Here is a 17,655-nt window from a genome sequence, read left to right as displayed (position 1 = left end):
TGCCGCTGGGACTGACCACATGAGTGACATGACGCAAGCTTCAACAACCCCAGCCAAGCCGAAGCGGCCGCGCCCGCAGGTCATGCGACTGACCGATGCCGCGGCGGAGCGGATCACCGAGCTGACCAAGCGCGCGGATTCCGAGATCGTCGGGTTGCGCGTCGGCATCAAGAACGGCGGCTGCGCCGGACAGTCCTATACCGTCGAATATGCCCATGAGATCCGCCCGACCGACGAAGTGGTCGAGGACAAGGGCGTGAAGATCCTGGTCGATCCGAAGGCCGTGCTGTTCCTGCTCGGCACCGAGATGGACTATGTGGCCGACAAGATGCAGGCCCAGTTCGTGTTCAACAACCCGAACCAGGTCTCCGCCTGCGGTTGCGGCGAATCGGTTCAGCTCAAGCCGGCCACGGTCTGATCGCTGCCGCGCCGGCGAGCGCGCAACGCGCTCGCGCCTTGGTTTCGATACCCACCATCGTTGCATGTCGACGCGGTCGTCGATCATACTGCGCCGCCAACAGGCTGCGGCACACGAATTCGGCCGCGCCAGATCAATGGTGCGCCCATGGACCGCGAATTCCTGACCGACCTGTTCGTCGATTTCGGCCCGGTCACGCTGCGCCGGATGTTCTCCGGCTACGGCATTTCCGCTGACGGCATCAACTTCGCGCTCGCCTTGCGGGCCGGGCTCTACTTCCGCGCCGACGAGGCGACCGTCCCGCAATTCGAGGCGGAAGGCTCCAAGCCGTTCCAGTATCAGACGCGGTCGAAGACCGTCACGGTGAACTCCTACTGGCAGCTGCCGGCGCGGCTGTTCGACGATGCCGAGGAGCTTGCGGTCTGGGCGCGCTTGGCGCTCGGCGCTGCCCAACGTGCCGCGCTGCGCAAGCGGCCGAGGAAGCCGCCGGCCGCGCGAAAGGCGAAGGCGCCGGCGAAGAAGGCTGCGGGCAAGAAGAAGGTTGCGAAGAAGGCGGGCGCGAACCAACCTTCAAAGAAGCGCACGCAAAAAAGGAAAAGGTCCTCATCCTGAAGGAGCGCGCACCGCGCGCGTCTCGAAGGATGGCCGCGGGCGCTGTACGGGCATCATGGTTCGAGACGGCGCGTTGCGCCTCCTCACCATGAGGGAAGACTAAGCCACGCGGGTCTGGATCTCGGTGCTGTATTCCGGATCGGCCTCGCAGATCACACGGTTGCGTCCGGCGCGCTTGGCGGCATAGAGGCAGGCGTCGGCGCGCTCGATCAGCGAGTCGGTGTCGTCGGACGGCTTCAGCATGGAGACGCCGACCGAGATCGTGACACGGCCGAGGATCTCGCCGGTCGACTTCTTCTTGAGCTCCTTGGCCATCACGGCGCGGCGGATGTGGTCGGCGACCGTCAGCGCCTGCCGCAGCGCCGTGTTGGGCAGCACCACGGCGAATTCCTCGCCGCCATAGCGGGCGGTGATGTCCTGGCCCTTGATGTTCTGCTTCAGCGACTGCGCCACCAGCCGCAGCACCTGGTCGCCGGTGAGATGGCCGTAGGAGTCGTTGAACGATTTGAAGTGGTCGATGTCGAACATCAGGAGCGACAGCGGCTCGCCGCTGGCGAGCGCGGCCTGCACCGCCATGTCGATCGAGCGGTCGAAATATTTCCGGTTGCCGAGGCCGGTGAGCGGATCGGTCAGGCTCTCGGCGCGGATCGCCTCGAGGCTGTGCTGCAGGTCGCTGATCTCCGACTTCGACAGCGCGAGCCGGTTCTCCAATGCCTGATTGGTCTCGCGCATCTCGCGCGTCGATTTTGCCAGGCTATCGACGATTGCCTTGATGTGATCGCGGGTGGTCGCGCTCGCAAGCTTGTCGCTGGCGCCGACGAGGCTGGCGTCATAGGTCGCGGACACGCCGAGCGCGTCGGTGATCAGCTTCATGACGGCGTCGATCTCGCCGATGACGCGCGCGCCGACCTTGTCGATGCGGTCCGAGGTCTTGATGTGCGAAAGATAGGTTTCGTAGATCTGCTCGAGATCGGATTCAGAGAGCTTGCCGCTGCGCGCCAGCGTCTCGTTGATGACCTTGTTGAGCGGCGCGTTGTATCCGGTCGCGTAGACGTACCAGATTTCGTAGTTGCGAGGGACGGCGGTCTGGCGAAGCGAGCGGATCTGGCCAAGTGCGACTTCGGCAAAGGCCAACGTACGTTCGTGCTCGTCCAGCAGCTTGACCACTGTTACGTCCTCAATGCACGCAATGCCGATTAAGCCGGCAGCAATGACTAAACTATTGGGGCGAGGGTACGGGACGAGAGTGAAGGCAAGGTAAACAGTGGAACTACGGGGAAGCCGGCTGCGATGAGCATGCGGCGCGCCCGATGCTTGTCCGCCTTGGCCACTTTCGGACGCGTTTCGCTTGCTCGCGTTTGCGATGCGCAAACTGCACGCATTTGCTTCAAACGCTGGGAATCAGCGCGTGCGCCGGTCCCGGGCGGCAACAGAGATTGGCTGGACTACCGCCGCTGGCGCGGCGGCATCGGAGCAGGCCTTATGCGCGTGCGCGCACAGGTCGCAGCAGGAAGGCGGGCAGGTGCGAATGATCGGCGGGCTCGGGGTCGACCTCGCGCTGCGGCCGCCGTGGCTCGGCACGCCCGATCGACGGCACGTGCGACGGAGCGGCCTGCGGAGCCGAATTGCGGCCGTGGCGCGGTTCACGCTCCGGCTTCGCTGCGCGCTCCTCGCGGGGCTCCCGCTCGTGACGCGCCTCGCCGCGCTCACCGTGGCGCGGCTCGCGGCGCGGCTTGCGGCCGCCGCGGGCACCATCGCGCGAACCTTCGCGGCCACGCGAGCGGCGCGGCGCCGCATCCTCGTCCGAGGCTTCGCTGTGAACGGTGTAGTCGCCCTCGGTGCGCGGAATCTGCTGGCCGATCAGCTTCTCGATCGCGGCTATCGACTTGCTGTCGAGCGGCGTGACGATGGAGATCGCGGTACCGGTACGACCGGCGCGGCCGGTGCGGCCGATGCGATGGACGTAGTCGTCGGGGTGATGCGGCACATCGAAGTTGAAGACGTGGCTGACGGCGGGAATATCGAGGCCGCGGGCGGCGACGTCGGAGGCCACCAAGAGGGGCAGCTCGCCCTTGCGGAATTGATCAAGCGCGGCCATGCGGGCGCTCTGGTCCATGTCGCCATGCAGGGCGCCGACGCTGAAGCCGTGCTTCTGCAGTGACTTGTGAAGGACGGCGACTTCGCGCTTGCGATTGCAGAAGATAATCGCGTTGTTGAGGTCCTTGGCATCGCGCAGCAGGCGGCGGAGGATCTCGCGCTTCTCGTGCGGCTCGCGGCCCGCGGGCACCTGGGATTGGGTCACGGTCACCGCGGTCGTCGCGGGCTTGGAGACCTCGATCCGGGCCGGGTTGTGCAGGAAGGTCTCGGTGATGCGGCTGATCTCCGGCGGCATCGTCGCGGTGAAGAACAGGGTCTGCCGCGTGAACGGGACGAGCTTGCAGATGCGCTCGATGTCGGGGATGAAGCCCATGTCGAGCATGCGGTCGGCTTCGTCGATCACCAGCAGCTCGACGCCGGTGAGCAGCAGTCCGCCGCGTTCGGTGTGGTCGAGCAGGCGGCCGGGTGTTGCGATCAGGACGTCGACGCCACGCATCAGCTTGGAGTCCTGGTCGCCGAACGAGACGCCGCCGATCAACAGGGCGACGTTGAGCTTCTGGCCGGCGCCGTATTTGTCGAAGTTCTCCTTCACCTGCGCGGCGAGCTCGCGGGTCGGCTCGAGGATCAGGGTGCGCGGCATCCGTGCCCGGGCGCGGCCCTTCTCGAGGATCGTGAGCATCGGGAGAACGAAGGCAGCGGTCTTGCCGGTGCCGGTCTGGGCAATGCCGAGGACGTCGCGCCGGGCGAGAACGTGCGGGATTGCCTGTTCCTGGATGGGAGTGGGGTTGGTGTAACCGGTAGCCGCAACAGCGGCGAGGACCTTATCGGACAGGCCTAGATTGGAAAAAGACATTGAGCCTCTGGTCGAAACCGCCGTTCGGAATCGAAGGTAAAAGGCTGTCGCGTTCGGCCCCGAAACGGCTCGCTTTTCTATAAAGCTCGGGGGCTCTGACTAACGCTGACGGACGGCAAACCTGACGAATCGCGCTTCGATCCGAGGGCCGCGTTGCCTCGCAACATAGGGGCGAAACCGGTAAAGTCAATCTTGGAACCGGCCGGATAGCCCAAAAAGCTTAACGTTTTGGCTGAAATATGCGTCTTTTCGTCATTTGGCGGTCAAATGAATCACGACCCGCGCCCCGGACGGCGAGGCCGCCGCGGGGGCTTCCGCGCTGTTTTTCATCCTGAATCCGCTGGGCGTCAGGCCTTCGGATGCGTTGAAGATCCGGTAGAAGGTGGCAAGGCTGCCGAACCCGCAAGTGAGTGCGATATCAGCGATCGGCCGCGGCGGCTTCTCGCAAAGCAGCCGTCGGCTCTCGTTGAGGCGCTGGGCGGTGACAGTCTGCGAAAAGCTCGCTCCGGTCGCTTCGAACAGGACGTGCAGGTAGCGCACTGAGACGCCGAGGATCTCGGCGACCATCCCCGGCGACAGCGCCGGCTTTGCCAAGTGCCGCGTGATCAGGCGGCGCGCGAGGCTGAGCCGGCCGACGCGCAGCGCCTGCTGCGCGCGGCGGCTGCCCGGCCTGATCGCGCCGCGCTCGATCAGCGCAAGCTCCGCCACGATCTTGACCAGCGCAGGAATGCTCGCGGTATCACCGGCCTCGGTGGCCTCCTTGAAGTCGGCGAGACAGGCTTCGAGCAGCGGCGCCCAGCCGCGATCGCCGGTCGCCGGTGAGCCCTGACGGGCAGGCTCAGATGCCGGGATTTGATCCGTGCGCAGTTCCGCGGCATCGAGAGGAATGCGCGTCGCGCCTGTGGCTGGCGTTTCCGGGCTGTGATCCTCGTGCTTACCGCGCATCGTGACTGACCCCTCGCTCTGCATGAGAGCGCGCGTTGCCGGTCAGGAAATTTGCTGTGCGGAACCCGGACGAAGCGCCGCAGTGGTTCTGACGAAATGGCCGGAAAATATCTTCTCAATGCGCGCAGGCTGATCACTTCGGTTCAGCGAAGGTGGGATCGCGCGGCGGTGTGAAATTCAAGGAGGTGAAGGGGGCGCGGCCGAGCTACGGCAAATTGCGAGTGCGGTGTCCCGGCCAGTCCGGACGGGCGCAGGCCGTTTGCGCGCGGTAGTCGCCCGGCGTCATGGACTCGGATGCATTGAAGAGGCGGTAGAACGTCGCAAGGCTCTCGAAGCCGCAGGCAAAGGCGACCTCGGCGATCGTTTGCCTCGGCTGCTCGCGGAGCAGGCGGCGGCTTTGCTCGAGCCGGAGCGCGGTGACGGTCTCCGAGAAGCTCATCTCGGTCCCCTCGAACAGGATGTGCAGGTGACGGACCGAGATGCCGAGCAGGCCGGCAATCAGGGTTGGCGACAGCGCCGCACGCGCCAGATGGCGCCGGATCAGGCGGCGGGCCAGCGACAAATGGGCGGTTCGCAAGGCCTGCTGCGCGAGCCGGCTCTTCGGCCGCATGATGCCGCGCTCGATCAGCGCGATATGGGCCAGCGCCTGCACCATCGGAGCCGTGCCCGCCGCAGCGATGGCATCGTTACTTTCGATGAGGTCGCGGAAGCATGATTCCAGCAGGGTCCGCAGCGCGGTCTCATCCTGCACGGGCCTGGGGACGAGTTCGCCGAGCTCGGCGCCCGGCGGGACGATGTTGGCCACCGGGACCTTGATGATGCGCAGGTGGAAGCCGTCGTCGTGCAGGGGGACAGTGCGATAGGGCAGGTCCGAATAGCTGGTCGCGAACATGCCGTCGCGGACCGCGAATTCATCGAGCCGAGCGCCGCCGAACCAGCCGCCGCCGCCAAGCTGCTGGTAGATGCACAGGCTGTCGCTGGCCGCGTCGGCGATGTCGCCCGTGCGCCGCTCGACGCGGTACGGCGAGGCGCGCAGCTCGACCAGCCCGGCATCGCCGAGCTTGCGCAGCGAGAACTCGCCGAAGAAGTCGCGGCGCCGGTCGGCTTCCAGCTCGGCGGTGACGCCGAACAGCCCCTTGGCGCGGACCTCGCGCCAATAGTCGAAGCGATCCTTGGGATCGACCTGATCAGTAGACCATGTGTGCACGGAAAAGCCGTTGCGACGTGCGGAGTGCTCGAGCCGGATGGAGCCACGAATCTATCACGCGGGCCGTAAAAAGAAACTTGACCTAAGACGGATCGGACCCCTCATTTCGGGCTGGCGTGGCCGGCCGCAACGGCCGTCCGCGGTCGGCCTTGAACCGGCCAAGCGGCTGGTCCGACTATCAGGCGGCGGTCGTACGGGCGGCGCATTGGTCGTGCAGGCGGGAAAACGGGATGAAGAGCTGGCTTTCGAGACTTTCGGCGATCCTTTGGGCAGTTGCATTTGTCGCATCGGCCGCGCCTGCCCAGGCCGAAAAGCGCGTCGCGCTGGTGATCGGCAACAATGACTACAGGAACGTGCCCAGGCTGCAGAAGGCGGTCAACGACGCCCGCACCATGGGCGACACGCTGAAGCAGCTCGGCTTCAGCGTCATGGCGGCCGAGAACCTCAACCGGCAGGCGTTCTCCGAAACGCTGCTCGCGTTCGACCGTGCCGTGGAACCCGGCGATACCGCGTTCTTCTTCTATGCCGGCCACGGCTTCGAGATCGCCGGCCAGAATTTCCTGCTGCCGACCGACGTCCCGGCCGCCACTGAAGGGCAGGAGGAATTGGTGCGCGACGCCTCTGTTCTTGCCGACCGCATCGTCGAGCGCTTGCAGAACAAGAAGGCGCGGACCTCGATCCTGGTGTTCGACGCCTGCCGCAACAATCCGTTCGAGCGCGCCGGCACACGCGCGGTCGCCGGCGGCGGTGGCCTTGCGCCAATGACGCAGCTGCCGGAGGGCGTGTTCTCGGTGTTCTCGGCGGGGCCGCGCCAGACCGCGCTCGACCGTCTTTCGAACGATGATGCCAATCCCAATTCGGTGTTCACGCGGACCTTCGCCAGGGAGCTGCTGCAGCCCGGCGAGAATCTCGTGCAGGTCGCGCAGCGCACGCGGCGCCTGGTCAGCGAGATGGCCGAGACCGTGAAGCACAAGCAGATCCCGGTCTATTTCGACCAGATGGTCGACGACGTCTTCCTGAACGGGATCGCCAAGGGGCAGGCCGAGGCGGCCAAGCCGTCCGCGCCGCCGCAGCAGGTGGCCGCGCTGCCGCCGGTCGCGGTGCCGAAGCTGGATTCGATCAACGCGCCGATCGCGAGCTTCTCGCGGCACAATGGCGGCTGGACCGTGGTGTTCTCGATCGCCGATCCGACGCTCGGGATTTCCTGGCGGATCGGCGACAGCGGCGATTTCCGCGAAACCGGCTTCATCGACACGCTCGATCCGCGCACGCGCAAGCGGAAGCCCAATCCGTCGGTCGAGCTGCCCGCCGATGCGCCGGCCGCCACGATCGAGATTCGCTATGTCGATACGCAAGGCACGATGCAGGGGCCGTTCCCGATCAAGTTCGATCCCGACGCCGCGCTGATCCGCGACCAGCGCAAGATCCTCGACATGACCGCGACCAGCTGGCTGTCGTTCCGCGAGTTCAACGGGCTGCTGGTCTACTATACGCACCTGATGTCGTATCGTTGCGCGATCCGCGAGGTGCGCATCGGCATCGACACCGCGATGCCGGACAAGGTCCTGAAGATGCCAGCCTGCAATTCGCGCGATCCCAGCGCGATCCCGTCCGACGCGCAGCCCTATCTGAAGCTTGCGCCGCAGACCAAGGCGGTCTCGGTCGAGCTGACCTATCGCGACGGCAGCGTGTCGGAAATCAAGACCTTCAGGCGATAGCCTTGCATCCTTGCCGCCGGATCCGCGTTACAATCGGGTCCTGGGTCCTGTAGGGCGAGGCAGCGGTGAGGACGGCATCATGGATGCAGGCAATCCGGCAGGGCCGAACACGCGCCAGATCAGGGTCCGCTGCTGCGTGGTCGGCGGCGGGCCGGCCGGCATGATGCTCGGCTATCTGCTGGGACGCGCCGGGGTCGATGTTGTGGTGCTGGAGAAGCACGCCGACTTCTTCCGCGACTTCCGCGGCGACACCGTGCATCCGTCGACCCTGCAGGTGATGGACGAACTCGGCCTGATCGACGGCTTCCTGAAGCTGCCGCATCAGGACATCCAGACGCTCGACGGCATGTTCGGCGGCACCTCGGTGCGGATCGCCAACCTCCGCCGCCTCAGCGTCAAATATCCCTTCATCGCGATGATGCCGCAGTGGGACTTCCTCAATTTCCTGCGCGAGAGCGGCAGGCGCTTCCCGTCGCTGAAGGTGCTGATGAAGGCCGAGGCGACGGATCTGATCCGGCGCGGCGATGCTGTCGCGGGCGTGCGCGCGAACACCCCCGACGGCCCAGTCGAAATCGAGGCGGATCTCACCATCGGTTGCGACGGACGTCATTCGATCGTGCGCGAGCGCGCCGGCCTCGACGTCGAGGAGATCGGCGCGCCGATGGACGTGTTGTGGTTTCGCGTCGGGCGGCGTCCGGATGAGACCGAGAATTTGTTCGCCCGCGTCGAGCACGGCAAGATGATGGTGACGTTCGATCGCGGCGACTACTGGCAATGCGCTTATGTGATCGCCAAGGGCCAATACGAGACCGTGAAGGCGAGGGGATTGCCGGCGCTGCTCGACGACGTGCTGCACCTGGCGCCGATCCTCAAGGCCGGCATTGCCGACGTGAAGAGCTTTGACGACGTCAAGCTGCTCACGGTCGCGATCAATCGCCTGACGCGCTGGACCCGTCCCGGCCTGCTCTGCATCGGCGACGCCGCGCATGCGATGTCGCCGATCGGCGGCGTCGGCGTCAACCTCGCGGTGCAGGATGCGGTCGCGACCGCCAACATCCTGGCGGCGAAGCTCGTTCACGGCGTGCCGTCGGAAGACGAGCTCGATGCGGTGCGGCGTCGCCGCGAATTCCCGGTGCGCGTGACGCAGCGGATGCAGGTGATCGCGCAGAACAACATCATCAGCGCGGCGCTGAAGGCCGGCGATCAGCCGGTGCCGCTGGCGCTGCGGTTGATCACGGCAATGCCCTGGCTGCAGGGTCTCACCGCACGTCTGGTGGCCATCGGGGTGCGGCCGGAGCACGTGCATTCGCCGGCTGCGGGCTGAACGCCGCGCGACCGGAAGAGAGCTCGTGCTTTCAGGCCATCACCGAATAGCCGCCGTCGACGGGGATCGCGGTGCCGGTGACGAAGTCCGACGCCGGCGACGCCAGGAACACGGCGATGCCGGCGAAGTCGTCGATCGCCCCCCAGCGGGCCGCTGGCGTGCGCGCAAGCACACGCTCGTGCAGCCCGGCCACCTGCTGGCGCGCGCCCTTGGTCAGGTCGGTATCGATCCAGCCGGGCAGGATGGCGTTGACCTGGATGTTGTCGGCAGCCCAGGCGTTGGCGCAGGCGCGGGTGTACTGCACGATGCCGCCCTTGCTCGCGGCATAGGCCGCGGCGAAGCTCGCGCCGAAGATCGACATCATCGAACCGATATTGATGATCTTGCCGTGGCCCGACGCCTTGAGCGCCGGATAGGCCGCCTTCGAGCACATGAACGCGCTGGTGAGGTTGGTGTCGATCACCTTGCTCCATTCCTCCAGCTCGAGCTCGTGCGGAGGCTTGCGGATGCTCATGCCGGCATTGTTGACGAGAATGTCGATCCGGCCGAGCTCGCGAACCACCCGTTCGACCATGGCCGCGACGGCGGCCTTGTCGGTCACGTCGGTTGCCACCGCGATCGCCTTGGCGCCGCGCTTGCCGAGATCCTCGATGGCGGCCTTCGACTTCGCCTCGTTGCGGCCGACCACGGCAACCGCCGCGCCGGCGTCCGCCAGACCGCGCGCCATGCCAAGCCCGATGCCGCCATTGCCGCCGGTGACGATGGCGACCCGGCCCGAGAGATCAAACTGTCCGTTTTTCATTGTTGTTGTCCGCTGAGGTTTGAACCGGGCGCGAGAGTGCCCGATCGTCACGGCGCTGACCAGATCGGCCACAGCCGGTCCGCCCTGCACCGGCGGGCCTGTGCGTGGGCGATTCCCGGGACGTTCGGGCAACAAAAAAGCCCCGGACAATGCCGGGGCTTTTGGTCTGCTGTCTCAGCAGGGATCAGGTACGTAGCTCAGTACTTGGCAACAACCGGACCGGTCCAGTTGAAGCGGTAGACCAGCGAGGTGCTGATGGTCTGGACGAACGGCTTGAAGGTGATGTCGCGGCCGTTCGAGATGTTGGTGCCGTCGGCCAGCTCGGAGATGTTCTTGTTGTCGTAGTAAGCGGCGCGATATTCGGTCTTCATGAACCAGCCCGGCGCGGTGATGCCGAAGATGTTCAGGTTGTTCTCGACGCCGCCGCCGACGAACCAGCCGCTGCGATCGAAGTCGTTGGTGTGCAGGCCCGAGGGAAGAGCGGTCGCGGTATTGAACAGCGTGGTGCCCTTCCAGTGCGAGCTGGAGTAACCGGCGTTGACGTAGGACAGAACGTTCGGGGCGATCAGATAGCCGAGGCGCGCACCAGCGGCCCAGCTGTAGTCGTTCTTGATGTTGCCGGCGACGAACGGACCCTGATCCTGGATGGTGCCCTTCAGGCTGCCGAACTGACCATCGGCGAACACGCCGATGACCCAGCTGTTGGCGGTCTGCCAGTCGTAGCCGGCACCGACGGTGCCGAACCAGCCGTCGCCGCCTTGGCGCTGGTTGAAGCCGAGGATCGGCGCGCCCGTGGTGGTCGACTGAACGCCGGTGTCAGCGTCCCAGACGCCGCCGCCGCCACCGCCGAAGATGTAGAAGCCGGTCCAGCTCGGAGCGACCGGGAGCGGGGCAGGAGCCTTGGTGTAGGGGCGGGCGGCCAGGTCGGCAGCCGACGCCGATGCCGTCATCGCAGCAACCGCGGTCAGAGCGAGCAAAATCTTCTTCATATCCAAATCCTCGACTTAGCGTTCGATCAGGTCGCTCAGGGGAGTGCGCTGGCACCGATTCCCGAAACTCATGGTCGGACTATACGTGGTTCCGCCGGAAATGCTGTTGCTGGTGAGACACAACCGGCCGAAAACGAAGCCGCCGGGGCTCTCCGAACCGGCAAAATGGCAACGGCCGCCCCAATCTGGGGGTGGCCGGAAACCCATTTCAGATCAATCGGTTGGGTCTAGACGTCGAGCAGGTCGTCGCTGGCGAATTCGGCCTTGTCGGAGATGAAGGCAAAGCGGGCTTCGGCCTTGGTTCCCATCAGCCGTTCGACCGAGTCGGCGGTGCCCTCGCGATCGTCGGCCAGCAGCACCACGCGCAGCAGGGTGCGCTTGGCCGGATCCATCGTGGTTTCCTTCAGCTGGGCCGGCATCATCTCGCCGAGGCCTTTGAAGCGATTCACCTCGACCTTGGCGTTGGCGTTGAACTCGCTCTTCAGCAGCTCGTCCTTGTGCGCGTCGTCGCGGGCGTAGATCGACTTGGTGCCGTGCTTCAGCTTGTAGAGGGGCGGAACTGCCAGGTAGAGATGGCCTTCGTCGATCAGCCGCGGCATCTGCCGGTAGAAGAACGTGATCAGGAGCGATGCAATGTGCGCGCCGTCGACGTCGGCGTCGGTCATGATGATGATGCGCTGGTAGCGCAGATCCTCTTCGCGGTAATGCGCAAGCGTGCCGCATCCGATCGCCTGCACGAGGTCGGAGAGCTGCGCGTTGGCGGTCAGCTTGTCCTTGCCGGCGGAGGCGACGTTGAGGATTTTTCCGCGCAGCGGCAGCACGGCCTGGGTCTTGCGGTCGCGCGCCTGCTTGGCACTGCCGCCGGCCGAGTCACCTTCGACGATGAAGAGCTCGGAACCTTCGGTGCCGGCGTCGGAGCAGTCGGCTAGCTTGCCGGGCAGACGCAGTTTCTTGCCGGCGGTCTTGCGCGCGGTCTCCTTTTCCTGGCGACGGCGCAGCCGCTCCTCGGCACGATCGATCACGAAGTCGAGCAGCCGGTTGGCTTGGTTGGGATTGCCTGACAGCCAGTGGTCGAACGGGTCCTTCATCGCCTGTTCGACGATGCGCTGCGCTTCGGCGGTGGCGAGCCGGTCTTTCGTTTGGCCCTGGAATTCAGGCTCGCGCACGAACACCGAGAGCATGACGGCTGCGCCCACCATCACGTCTTCCGAGGTGATGGAGGCCGCGCGCTTGCCCTGGCCTGCGCGTTCGGCGTGGTCCTTGAGGCCGCGCAGCAATGCGCTGCGCAGGCCGGATTCATGCGTACCGCCGTCGGGCGTCGGCACCGTGTTGGTGTAGGACGACAGGAAGCCGTCGGCATCGGCCGTCCAGGCCACCGCCCATTCGCACGCGCCATGCGCGCCGCTGCGGCCGGATTTGCCGGAGAAGATATCCTGATGCACCAGGGTGTCGGCGTGGATCGCCGCGGCCAGATAATCCTTCAGCCCGCCGGGGAAGTGGAATTTGGCTTCCGCCGGGACGTCTTCGACGCCCTTCAATAGCTCCTGGTCGCAGTGCCAGCGAATCTCGACGCCGCCGAACAGATAGGCCTTCGAGCGCGTCATCTTGAACAGACGCTGCGGCTTGAACGCCGCCTTGGCGCCGAAAATGTCGGTGTCCGGCTTGAAGCGGATGCGCGTGCCGCGGCGGTTGTTGACCTTGCCGAGGTCTTCGAGTTTGCCCTTCGGATGGCCGCGCTCGAAGGTCATGCGATGCAACTGCCCGCTGCGCGCAACCTCGACCTCGAGCCGCGAGGAGAGGGCGTTGACCACGGAAACACCGACACCGTGCAGGCCGCCCGAGGTCTCGTAGACCTTGGAGTCGAACTTGCCGCCCGAGTGCAGCGTGCACATGATGACTTCGAGCGCCGACTTCTTCGGGAATTTCGGATGCGGGTCGACCGGAATGCCGCGGCCATTGTCGGTCACGGTCAGGAAGCCGTCGGCCGTCAACTCCACGTCGATGAAGGTGGCGTGGCCCGCCAGCGCCTCGTCCATGCAGTTGTCGATGACCTCGGCGAACAGGTGGTGCAGCGCCTTTTCGTCGGTGCCGCCGATATACATGCCGGGGCGCCGGCGGACCGGTTCCAGCCCTTCCAGCACCTCGATGTCAGCCGCCGTATAGCCGGCTTCCGCGCTTCCAGCGGATCGCGAAGCAGCCTTGGCCGGGGCACGTCCCTTCGGCTCCGGGGCTTCGAACAGATCGTCGGCAGATTTGCTTTTGGCGTTCGATTTCAATGATTTGGCCATGGTTCTTCAAGTGGCGCGCCGGTCACGGCGCAGCGAATCGGTTGCTCTGACTATGCCACGGATGGGCTGCCAAATGGGGGCGGCGGCGCCCTCCGGGCAGCCGCCCCTGTAGATAGGCGTCCGCGATTACGCCTTCGAGGTGCGGAATACAACGACCGTGAACAGGACCATGGCGATGACCACCAGCAGTGAGCCGACGATCGGTGCCGCCTCGAACGAGGCCCCCTTGTGCAGCACGGCGGCCACGCCGGCCGGAAACAGGATGCCGCCGACGATGTGCAGCCAGCCCTGGATTTTCGCGAGCAGCATGCGGCCCGCTTCCGGCACCAGCCGGTAGTAGAGGCCGAACAGGAACAGCAGCACGCCGCCGACCAGATTGAGATGCGCATGCGCCGGTCCCAACGTGAAGTCGTGCTCGATACCCATCGCGATCCCCGCGAGCATTCCGAACAGCAGGACGACAACGCTCACGCACATCATCAGCGATCCGATCATCCGGTATTTCCTTTTTCTTGTGAGGGAGATGCCGGCCGGCCCGGACCTCAGGGTCCTTACGGGAAATCACGCTCGATCCCCGCCTTTGTGACTTGATGTCACGCAATGGGCTGGCTTACCTGTTCTTAGGCTGCGTGCCGCTAGAAAGGTTCATTCGAGGTTCAACGGAGCGGAAGGCACACGACGAGATGGAAGACCTTGCGCGGGCCCTGGCCGAATTCGTCCGCCATCACCAGGCCTGGGCCGCTCCGATCGTCATGTTGCTGGCATTCGCTGAATCGCTCGCCTTCATCTCGCTGCTGGTGCCCGCCTGGGGCGCGCTGGTTGCGATCGGCGCGCTGATCGGCGTCAGCGGGATCAGCTTCTGGCCGATCTGGATCGCGGGCGGCGTCGGCGCCGCGCTCGGCGACTGGGTCTCCTACTGGTTCGGCTATCGCTACAAGGAGCAGGTCGCGCAGATGTGGCCGCTGTCGCGTTACCCGGAAATCCTGCCGCGCGGCGAGGCCTTCGTGAAGAGCTGGGGCGTGCCCAGCATCTTCATCGGCCGCTTCTTCGGTCCACTGCGCGCCTCGGTGCCGCTCGCGGCCGGCATTTTCGAGATGTCGTACTGGCAGTTCCAGATCGCCAATTTCGTCTCCGCGCTGGTCTGGTCGGCGGCACTGCTGCTGTTCGGCGACGTCATCGCGCATGCCATCGAGTGGGTGTGGCGGGTGGTGTAGCAAGCTCCGGAATAAGGCCGTCGGGCAGGGGTTAGGCGGGAGGACAACCGCTCGCGCCGTCGTCATCGCGCGAGCATCGAAACGCTGATACAACCGCGCCCACCAGGCGCGAATTCATCGGGCGCAGTCTCACTGGGAGGACATCACATGGAATTGACACGACGTCATGCTCTTGCCGGCGCTGCCGGCATCGCCGCTGCACCGTTGCTATCAGCCGTTCCTGCGGCCGCTGTGGCGGCGGTCGCCGACAAGCAGGCGCCGAGCTTCTACCGCTACAAGGTCGGCGACATCCTCGTCACCGTGGTGTCCGACGGCAAGAACGTCTTCAAGCTCGAAGACTCCTTCATCCCCAATGCGAAGCGGGACGACGTCAACGCGGCGCTGGAGAAGGCGTTCATGCCGCGCGATCAAATGACGATCTGGTTCGCGCCGCTCGTGCTCAACACCGGCGGCAAGCTGGTGGTGATCGACACCGGCAATGGCGCGCTGGCGAAGGCCAGCACGAAGGGCGCCAATGGCCTGTTCGCCGACAATTTCGTCGCCGCCGGCTTCGATCCCAAGAATGTCGACATGGTCGTGATCTCGCACTTCCACGGCGACCACGTGAACGGCCTCTTGACCGCCGAAGGCACGCCGGCATTCCCGAATGCCGAGGTGCTGGTGCCGGCGACCGAGTGGAAGTTCTGGATGGACGACGGGGAGATGAGCCGGGCGCCGGCCGGACGCATGCAGGGCCTGTTCAAGAACAACCGCAATATCTTCGAGGCCGGCCTGAAGAAGAAGGTCACGCCCTACGAGTGGGGCAAGGAGATCGCGCCGGGCCTGACCTCGGTCGAGACCGTCGGCCACACGCCGGGCCATACCTCCTACGTGCTGGCCTCGGGCCCGGACAAGGTCTTCATCCAGTCCGACGTCACCAACAATCCGAACCTGTTCGCGACCAACCCCGGCTGGCATGCGTTCTTCGACCAGGACGGTGACGTGGCAGAGAAGACCCGCCGCCGCATCTACGACATGGTGGTTGCCGAGCGGCTCCAGGTGCAGGGCTTCCACTATCCGTTCCCCGGCCTCGGCAACGTCGTGAAGGACGGCAGCGGCTACCGCGTCGTGCCGGCGCCGTGGAATCCGGCGATCTGAACGGGTTTTCCTTGACGCAAAATGGGCGCGGCCTTATAGCCGCGCCCATGATCAACGCCGCGACCATCATCATTGCCCGCCGCCGCCGCATCCTCGCGGTATGGGCGGTCGCTCGCGTTTAAGACCATCGCCTCTGCCGCCGGACCTGATCCCGCGGCGCTCTCCTGAAAAGACACGCGGTTCGATCTGGCGGCTCCTTCATCACGCAGGAGTTTTCGATCATGTATACGCCACCGCCCTTCAAGCCTGACCGCGCCGCGAGCCTTGCCTTCGCGGAAGCGCGCGGTTTCGGCATCGCCTGCGCGTCGGACGGCGGCAAGCCGATCGCCTCGGCGCTGCCGTTCTATCTGACCTATGCCGCTGACGGCACGCCGCGGGCGCTGTTTCATGTTGCCCGTCACAATCCGCTGGTAAAGCTGGCGGGTGGCTCGCCCTGGCTGCTGGCCGTCAACGGCGCCGACGCCTATGTTTCGCCGGACTGGTACGTGTCTCCCGATCAGGTGCCGACCTGGCTCTATCAGGCGGTGCATCTGACCGGGCCGGTGCGGAGGTTGTCGGATGAGGAGCTTGCCGTTCAGATCGACGCACTGAGCGCCAAGTTCGAGGACCGGCTGCTGCCGAAAAAGCCGTGGGTGTCGGGCAAGATGACCGCCGCGCGGCTGGAAGCCATGAAGAAGGCCATCGTGGGCCTCGAGATGATGGTGGAAGAGGTGGAGGGCAGCTTCAAGCTGAACCAGCACAAGTCTGAAACCGATTTCGCCGCGGTCGGCAACACGCTCGCATTGCAGGCCGAAGCCGGTGCCCGGGCCATCGCGGCTTTGATGCGCGAGGTGCGCCCGCAGGCTTTCGCGATGATACAGGCCGAGATGACTGCGCTTCCGAGGAGCGAGTAATGACGAAGAAGAAAATCGGAATCTTGGGCGCGTCCGGCTACACCGGCGCCGACGCGGTGCGCCTGCTGGCGCGGCACCCGAACGCCGAAATCACCGCGCTTACCGCCAACACCCATGCCGGCAAGGCGATGAGCGAGGTGTTTCCTCACTTCTTCATGCTACACCTGCCAAAGCTCGTGGAATGGGAAAAGGTCGACTGGACTCGGCTCGATGCCGTGTTCTGCGGACTGCCGCACGGGACGACGCAAGAGATCATCGCCGCGGTGCTGAAGACCAATCCCGGAATCAAGATCCTCGATATGTCCGCGGATTTCCGGCTGCGCGACAAAGACAGCTACGCGCAATGGTACGGCCATGAGCACCGGGCGCTCGAATTGCAGGACGAGGCTGTCTATGGGCTGACCGAGCTCTACCGGGAGAAGGTCACGGCCGCGCGGCTGGTGGCCTGTCCCGGCTGCTATCCGACGGCGGTGCTGCTGGCGCTTGTTCCGCTGGCGAAGGCAAAGCTGATTGACGTCGACGACATTATCATCGACGCAAAGTCGGGCGTCACCGGCGCCGGACGCGGACTGAAGCAGAACACGCTGTTCAGCGAGGCCGGCGAGGGGTTGTCGCCCTATTCGATCGGAAGCCATCGACACTCGGCGGAGATCGAGCAGGAGATCGGCGCGGCCGCTGGCTCGGCCGTGACGGTGAACTTCACCCCGCATCTCGTTCCGATGGCGCGGGGTGAGTTCTGCACATCCTATGTCAAGCTCAATGGGGCTACACCGGACGATTTGCGCGCCGAGCTGGAAAGGGCCTACGCCAACGAGCCGTTCGTATATGTGACGAAGAAGGGTGTGCTGCCACAGACGCAGAACGTGCGTGGCTCGAATTACGTTCAGATCGGCGTCGTCGCCGACCGGATCAAGAACCGCGCCATCGTGCTCTCGACGCTCGATAACCTTGTGAAGGGTTCGGCCGGACAGGCGATCCAGAACATGAACCTGATGTTCGGCTTGCCTGAAACCACCGGACTGGAGCAGATCGCGCTGTTTCCATGAGCAGGGGTTGTTGTCGTGGGCGAGGGTGCGCTCAATCTAAGGATAACTGCCCATCTCCGTTGGCGGCGCAGGCGCGGCCAGATGTGTTAAACGAAACGAACGAGCTCGAAAG

The 17,655-nt window shown here is 65.2% G+C and carries 16 protein-coding genes; 8 read left to right on the top strand and 8 right to left on the bottom strand.

Features of this window, described 5'->3' with window-relative positions; genetic code table 11:
• The first annotated feature begins 28 nt into the window (after positions 1 to 28).
• The gene (locus E2I15_RS08055) at positions 29 to 418 is read left to right on the top strand and encodes a HesB/IscA family protein (protein WP_137483683.1); all 390 of its coding nucleotides are present in this window, start codon (positions 29 to 31) and stop codon (positions 416 to 418) included.
• A gap of 147 nt (positions 419 to 565) precedes the next feature.
• The gene (locus tag E2I15_RS08050) at positions 566 to 1,030 is read left to right on the top strand and encodes a TfoX/Sxy family protein (protein ID WP_137483678.1); all 465 of its coding nucleotides are present in this window, start codon (positions 566 to 568) and stop codon (positions 1,028 to 1,030) included.
• A 99-nt stretch (positions 1,031 to 1,129) separates the two neighbouring features.
• Here E2I15_RS08050 and E2I15_RS08045 read toward each other — a convergent pair whose 3' ends face one another.
• The 4 genes from E2I15_RS08045 to E2I15_RS08030 all read right to left on the bottom strand — a co-directional run bounded on the left by E2I15_RS08045 (position 1,130) and on the right by E2I15_RS08030 (position 6,132).
• The gene (locus E2I15_RS08045; RefSeq protein ID WP_028342140.1) at positions 1,130 to 2,197 is read right to left on the bottom strand and encodes a GGDEF domain-containing protein; all 1,068 of its coding nucleotides are present in this window, start codon (positions 2,195 to 2,197) and stop codon (positions 1,130 to 1,132) included.
• 313 nt (positions 2,198 to 2,510) lie between these two features.
• Positions 2,511 to 3,980: a DEAD/DEAH box helicase gene (locus E2I15_RS08040; protein ID WP_137483677.1), complete on the bottom strand. Its 1,470-nt coding sequence runs from the start codon at positions 3,978 to 3,980 to the stop codon at positions 2,511 to 2,513.
• Positions 3,981 to 4,232: 252 nt separating this feature from the next.
• Positions 4,233 to 4,925 (bottom strand): helix-turn-helix transcriptional regulator, encoded by a 693-nt coding sequence (locus E2I15_RS08035; RefSeq protein ID WP_246668446.1) that lies wholly within the window; start codon positions 4,923 to 4,925, stop codon positions 4,233 to 4,235.
• A gap of 205 nt (positions 4,926 to 5,130) precedes the next feature.
• The gene (locus tag E2I15_RS08030; RefSeq protein ID WP_137483675.1) at positions 5,131 to 6,132 is read right to left on the bottom strand and encodes a helix-turn-helix transcriptional regulator; all 1,002 of its coding nucleotides are present in this window, start codon (positions 6,130 to 6,132) and stop codon (positions 5,131 to 5,133) included.
• A gap of 230 nt (positions 6,133 to 6,362) precedes the next feature.
• Between E2I15_RS08030 and E2I15_RS08025 the strand changes: the two genes are divergently transcribed.
• Positions 6,363 to 7,850, top strand: coding sequence for a caspase family protein (locus E2I15_RS08025; RefSeq protein WP_137483674.1), 1,488 nt, complete (start codon positions 6,363 to 6,365; stop codon positions 7,848 to 7,850).
• 79 nt (positions 7,851 to 7,929) lie between these two features.
• A complete protein-coding gene (locus E2I15_RS08020; RefSeq protein ID WP_155262269.1) occupies positions 7,930 to 9,174 on the top strand; it encodes an FAD-dependent oxidoreductase in 1,245 nt (414 codons plus the stop codon).
• 31 nt (positions 9,175 to 9,205) lie between these two features.
• Here the strand turns inward: E2I15_RS08020 and E2I15_RS08015 are convergent, their stop codons facing one another.
• The 4 genes from E2I15_RS08015 to E2I15_RS08000 form a co-directional block, all read right to left on the bottom strand.
• A complete protein-coding gene (locus E2I15_RS08015) occupies positions 9,206 to 9,976 on the bottom strand; it encodes a glucose 1-dehydrogenase (RefSeq protein ID WP_137483673.1) in 771 nt (256 codons plus the stop codon).
• A gap of 197 nt (positions 9,977 to 10,173) precedes the next feature.
• Positions 10,174 to 10,965 carry an outer membrane protein gene (locus E2I15_RS08010; RefSeq protein WP_137483672.1) on the bottom strand — a complete coding sequence of 264 codons (792 nt, stop codon included), beginning with the start codon at positions 10,963 to 10,965 and terminating at the stop codon, positions 10,174 to 10,176.
• Positions 10,966 to 11,192: 227 nt separating this feature from the next.
• Positions 11,193 to 13,253, bottom strand: a complete 2,061-nt coding sequence (gene parE, locus E2I15_RS08005) for a DNA topoisomerase IV subunit B (RefSeq protein ID WP_137483671.1) — start codon at positions 13,251 to 13,253, stop codon at positions 11,193 to 11,195.
• Positions 13,254 to 13,379: 126 nt separating this feature from the next.
• Positions 13,380 to 13,748, bottom strand: a complete 369-nt coding sequence (locus E2I15_RS08000; protein ID WP_137483670.1) for a hypothetical protein — start codon at positions 13,746 to 13,748, stop codon at positions 13,380 to 13,382.
• Between the two features lie 188 nt (positions 13,749 to 13,936).
• On the opposite strand from E2I15_RS08000, the gene E2I15_RS07995 reads away from it, so the two are divergent.
• From E2I15_RS07995 to argC, 4 genes are all read left to right on the top strand, one after another.
• Positions 13,937 to 14,467, top strand: a complete 531-nt coding sequence (locus E2I15_RS07995; protein ID WP_028332199.1) for a DedA family protein — start codon at positions 13,937 to 13,939, stop codon at positions 14,465 to 14,467.
• A gap of 147 nt (positions 14,468 to 14,614) precedes the next feature.
• Entirely contained in the window at positions 14,615 to 15,604 is a 990-nt protein-coding gene (locus E2I15_RS07990) for an MBL fold metallo-hydrolase (protein WP_137483669.1), read from the top strand.
• 221 nt (positions 15,605 to 15,825) lie between these two features.
• A complete protein-coding gene (locus tag E2I15_RS07985; protein ID WP_137483668.1) occupies positions 15,826 to 16,497 on the top strand; it encodes an FMN-binding negative transcriptional regulator in 672 nt (223 codons plus the stop codon).
• Complete coding sequence (gene argC, locus E2I15_RS07980) at positions 16,497 to 17,543, top strand: N-acetyl-gamma-glutamyl-phosphate reductase (RefSeq protein ID WP_137483667.1); 1,047 nt, start codon at positions 16,497 to 16,499, stop codon at positions 17,541 to 17,543. The genes E2I15_RS07985 and argC overlap by 1 nt, the downstream gene beginning before the upstream one ends.
• The last annotated feature ends 112 nt before the right edge of the window (positions 17,544 to 17,655 follow it).

Source organism: Bradyrhizobium sp. BR2003 (assembly GCF_009720285.1).
Lineage (GTDB): Bacteria > Pseudomonadota > Alphaproteobacteria > Rhizobiales > Xanthobacteraceae > Bradyrhizobium > Bradyrhizobium elkanii.
Note: the sequence above shows the minus strand (reverse complement) of the source record. Positions and strands in the feature narration are given on the sequence as shown.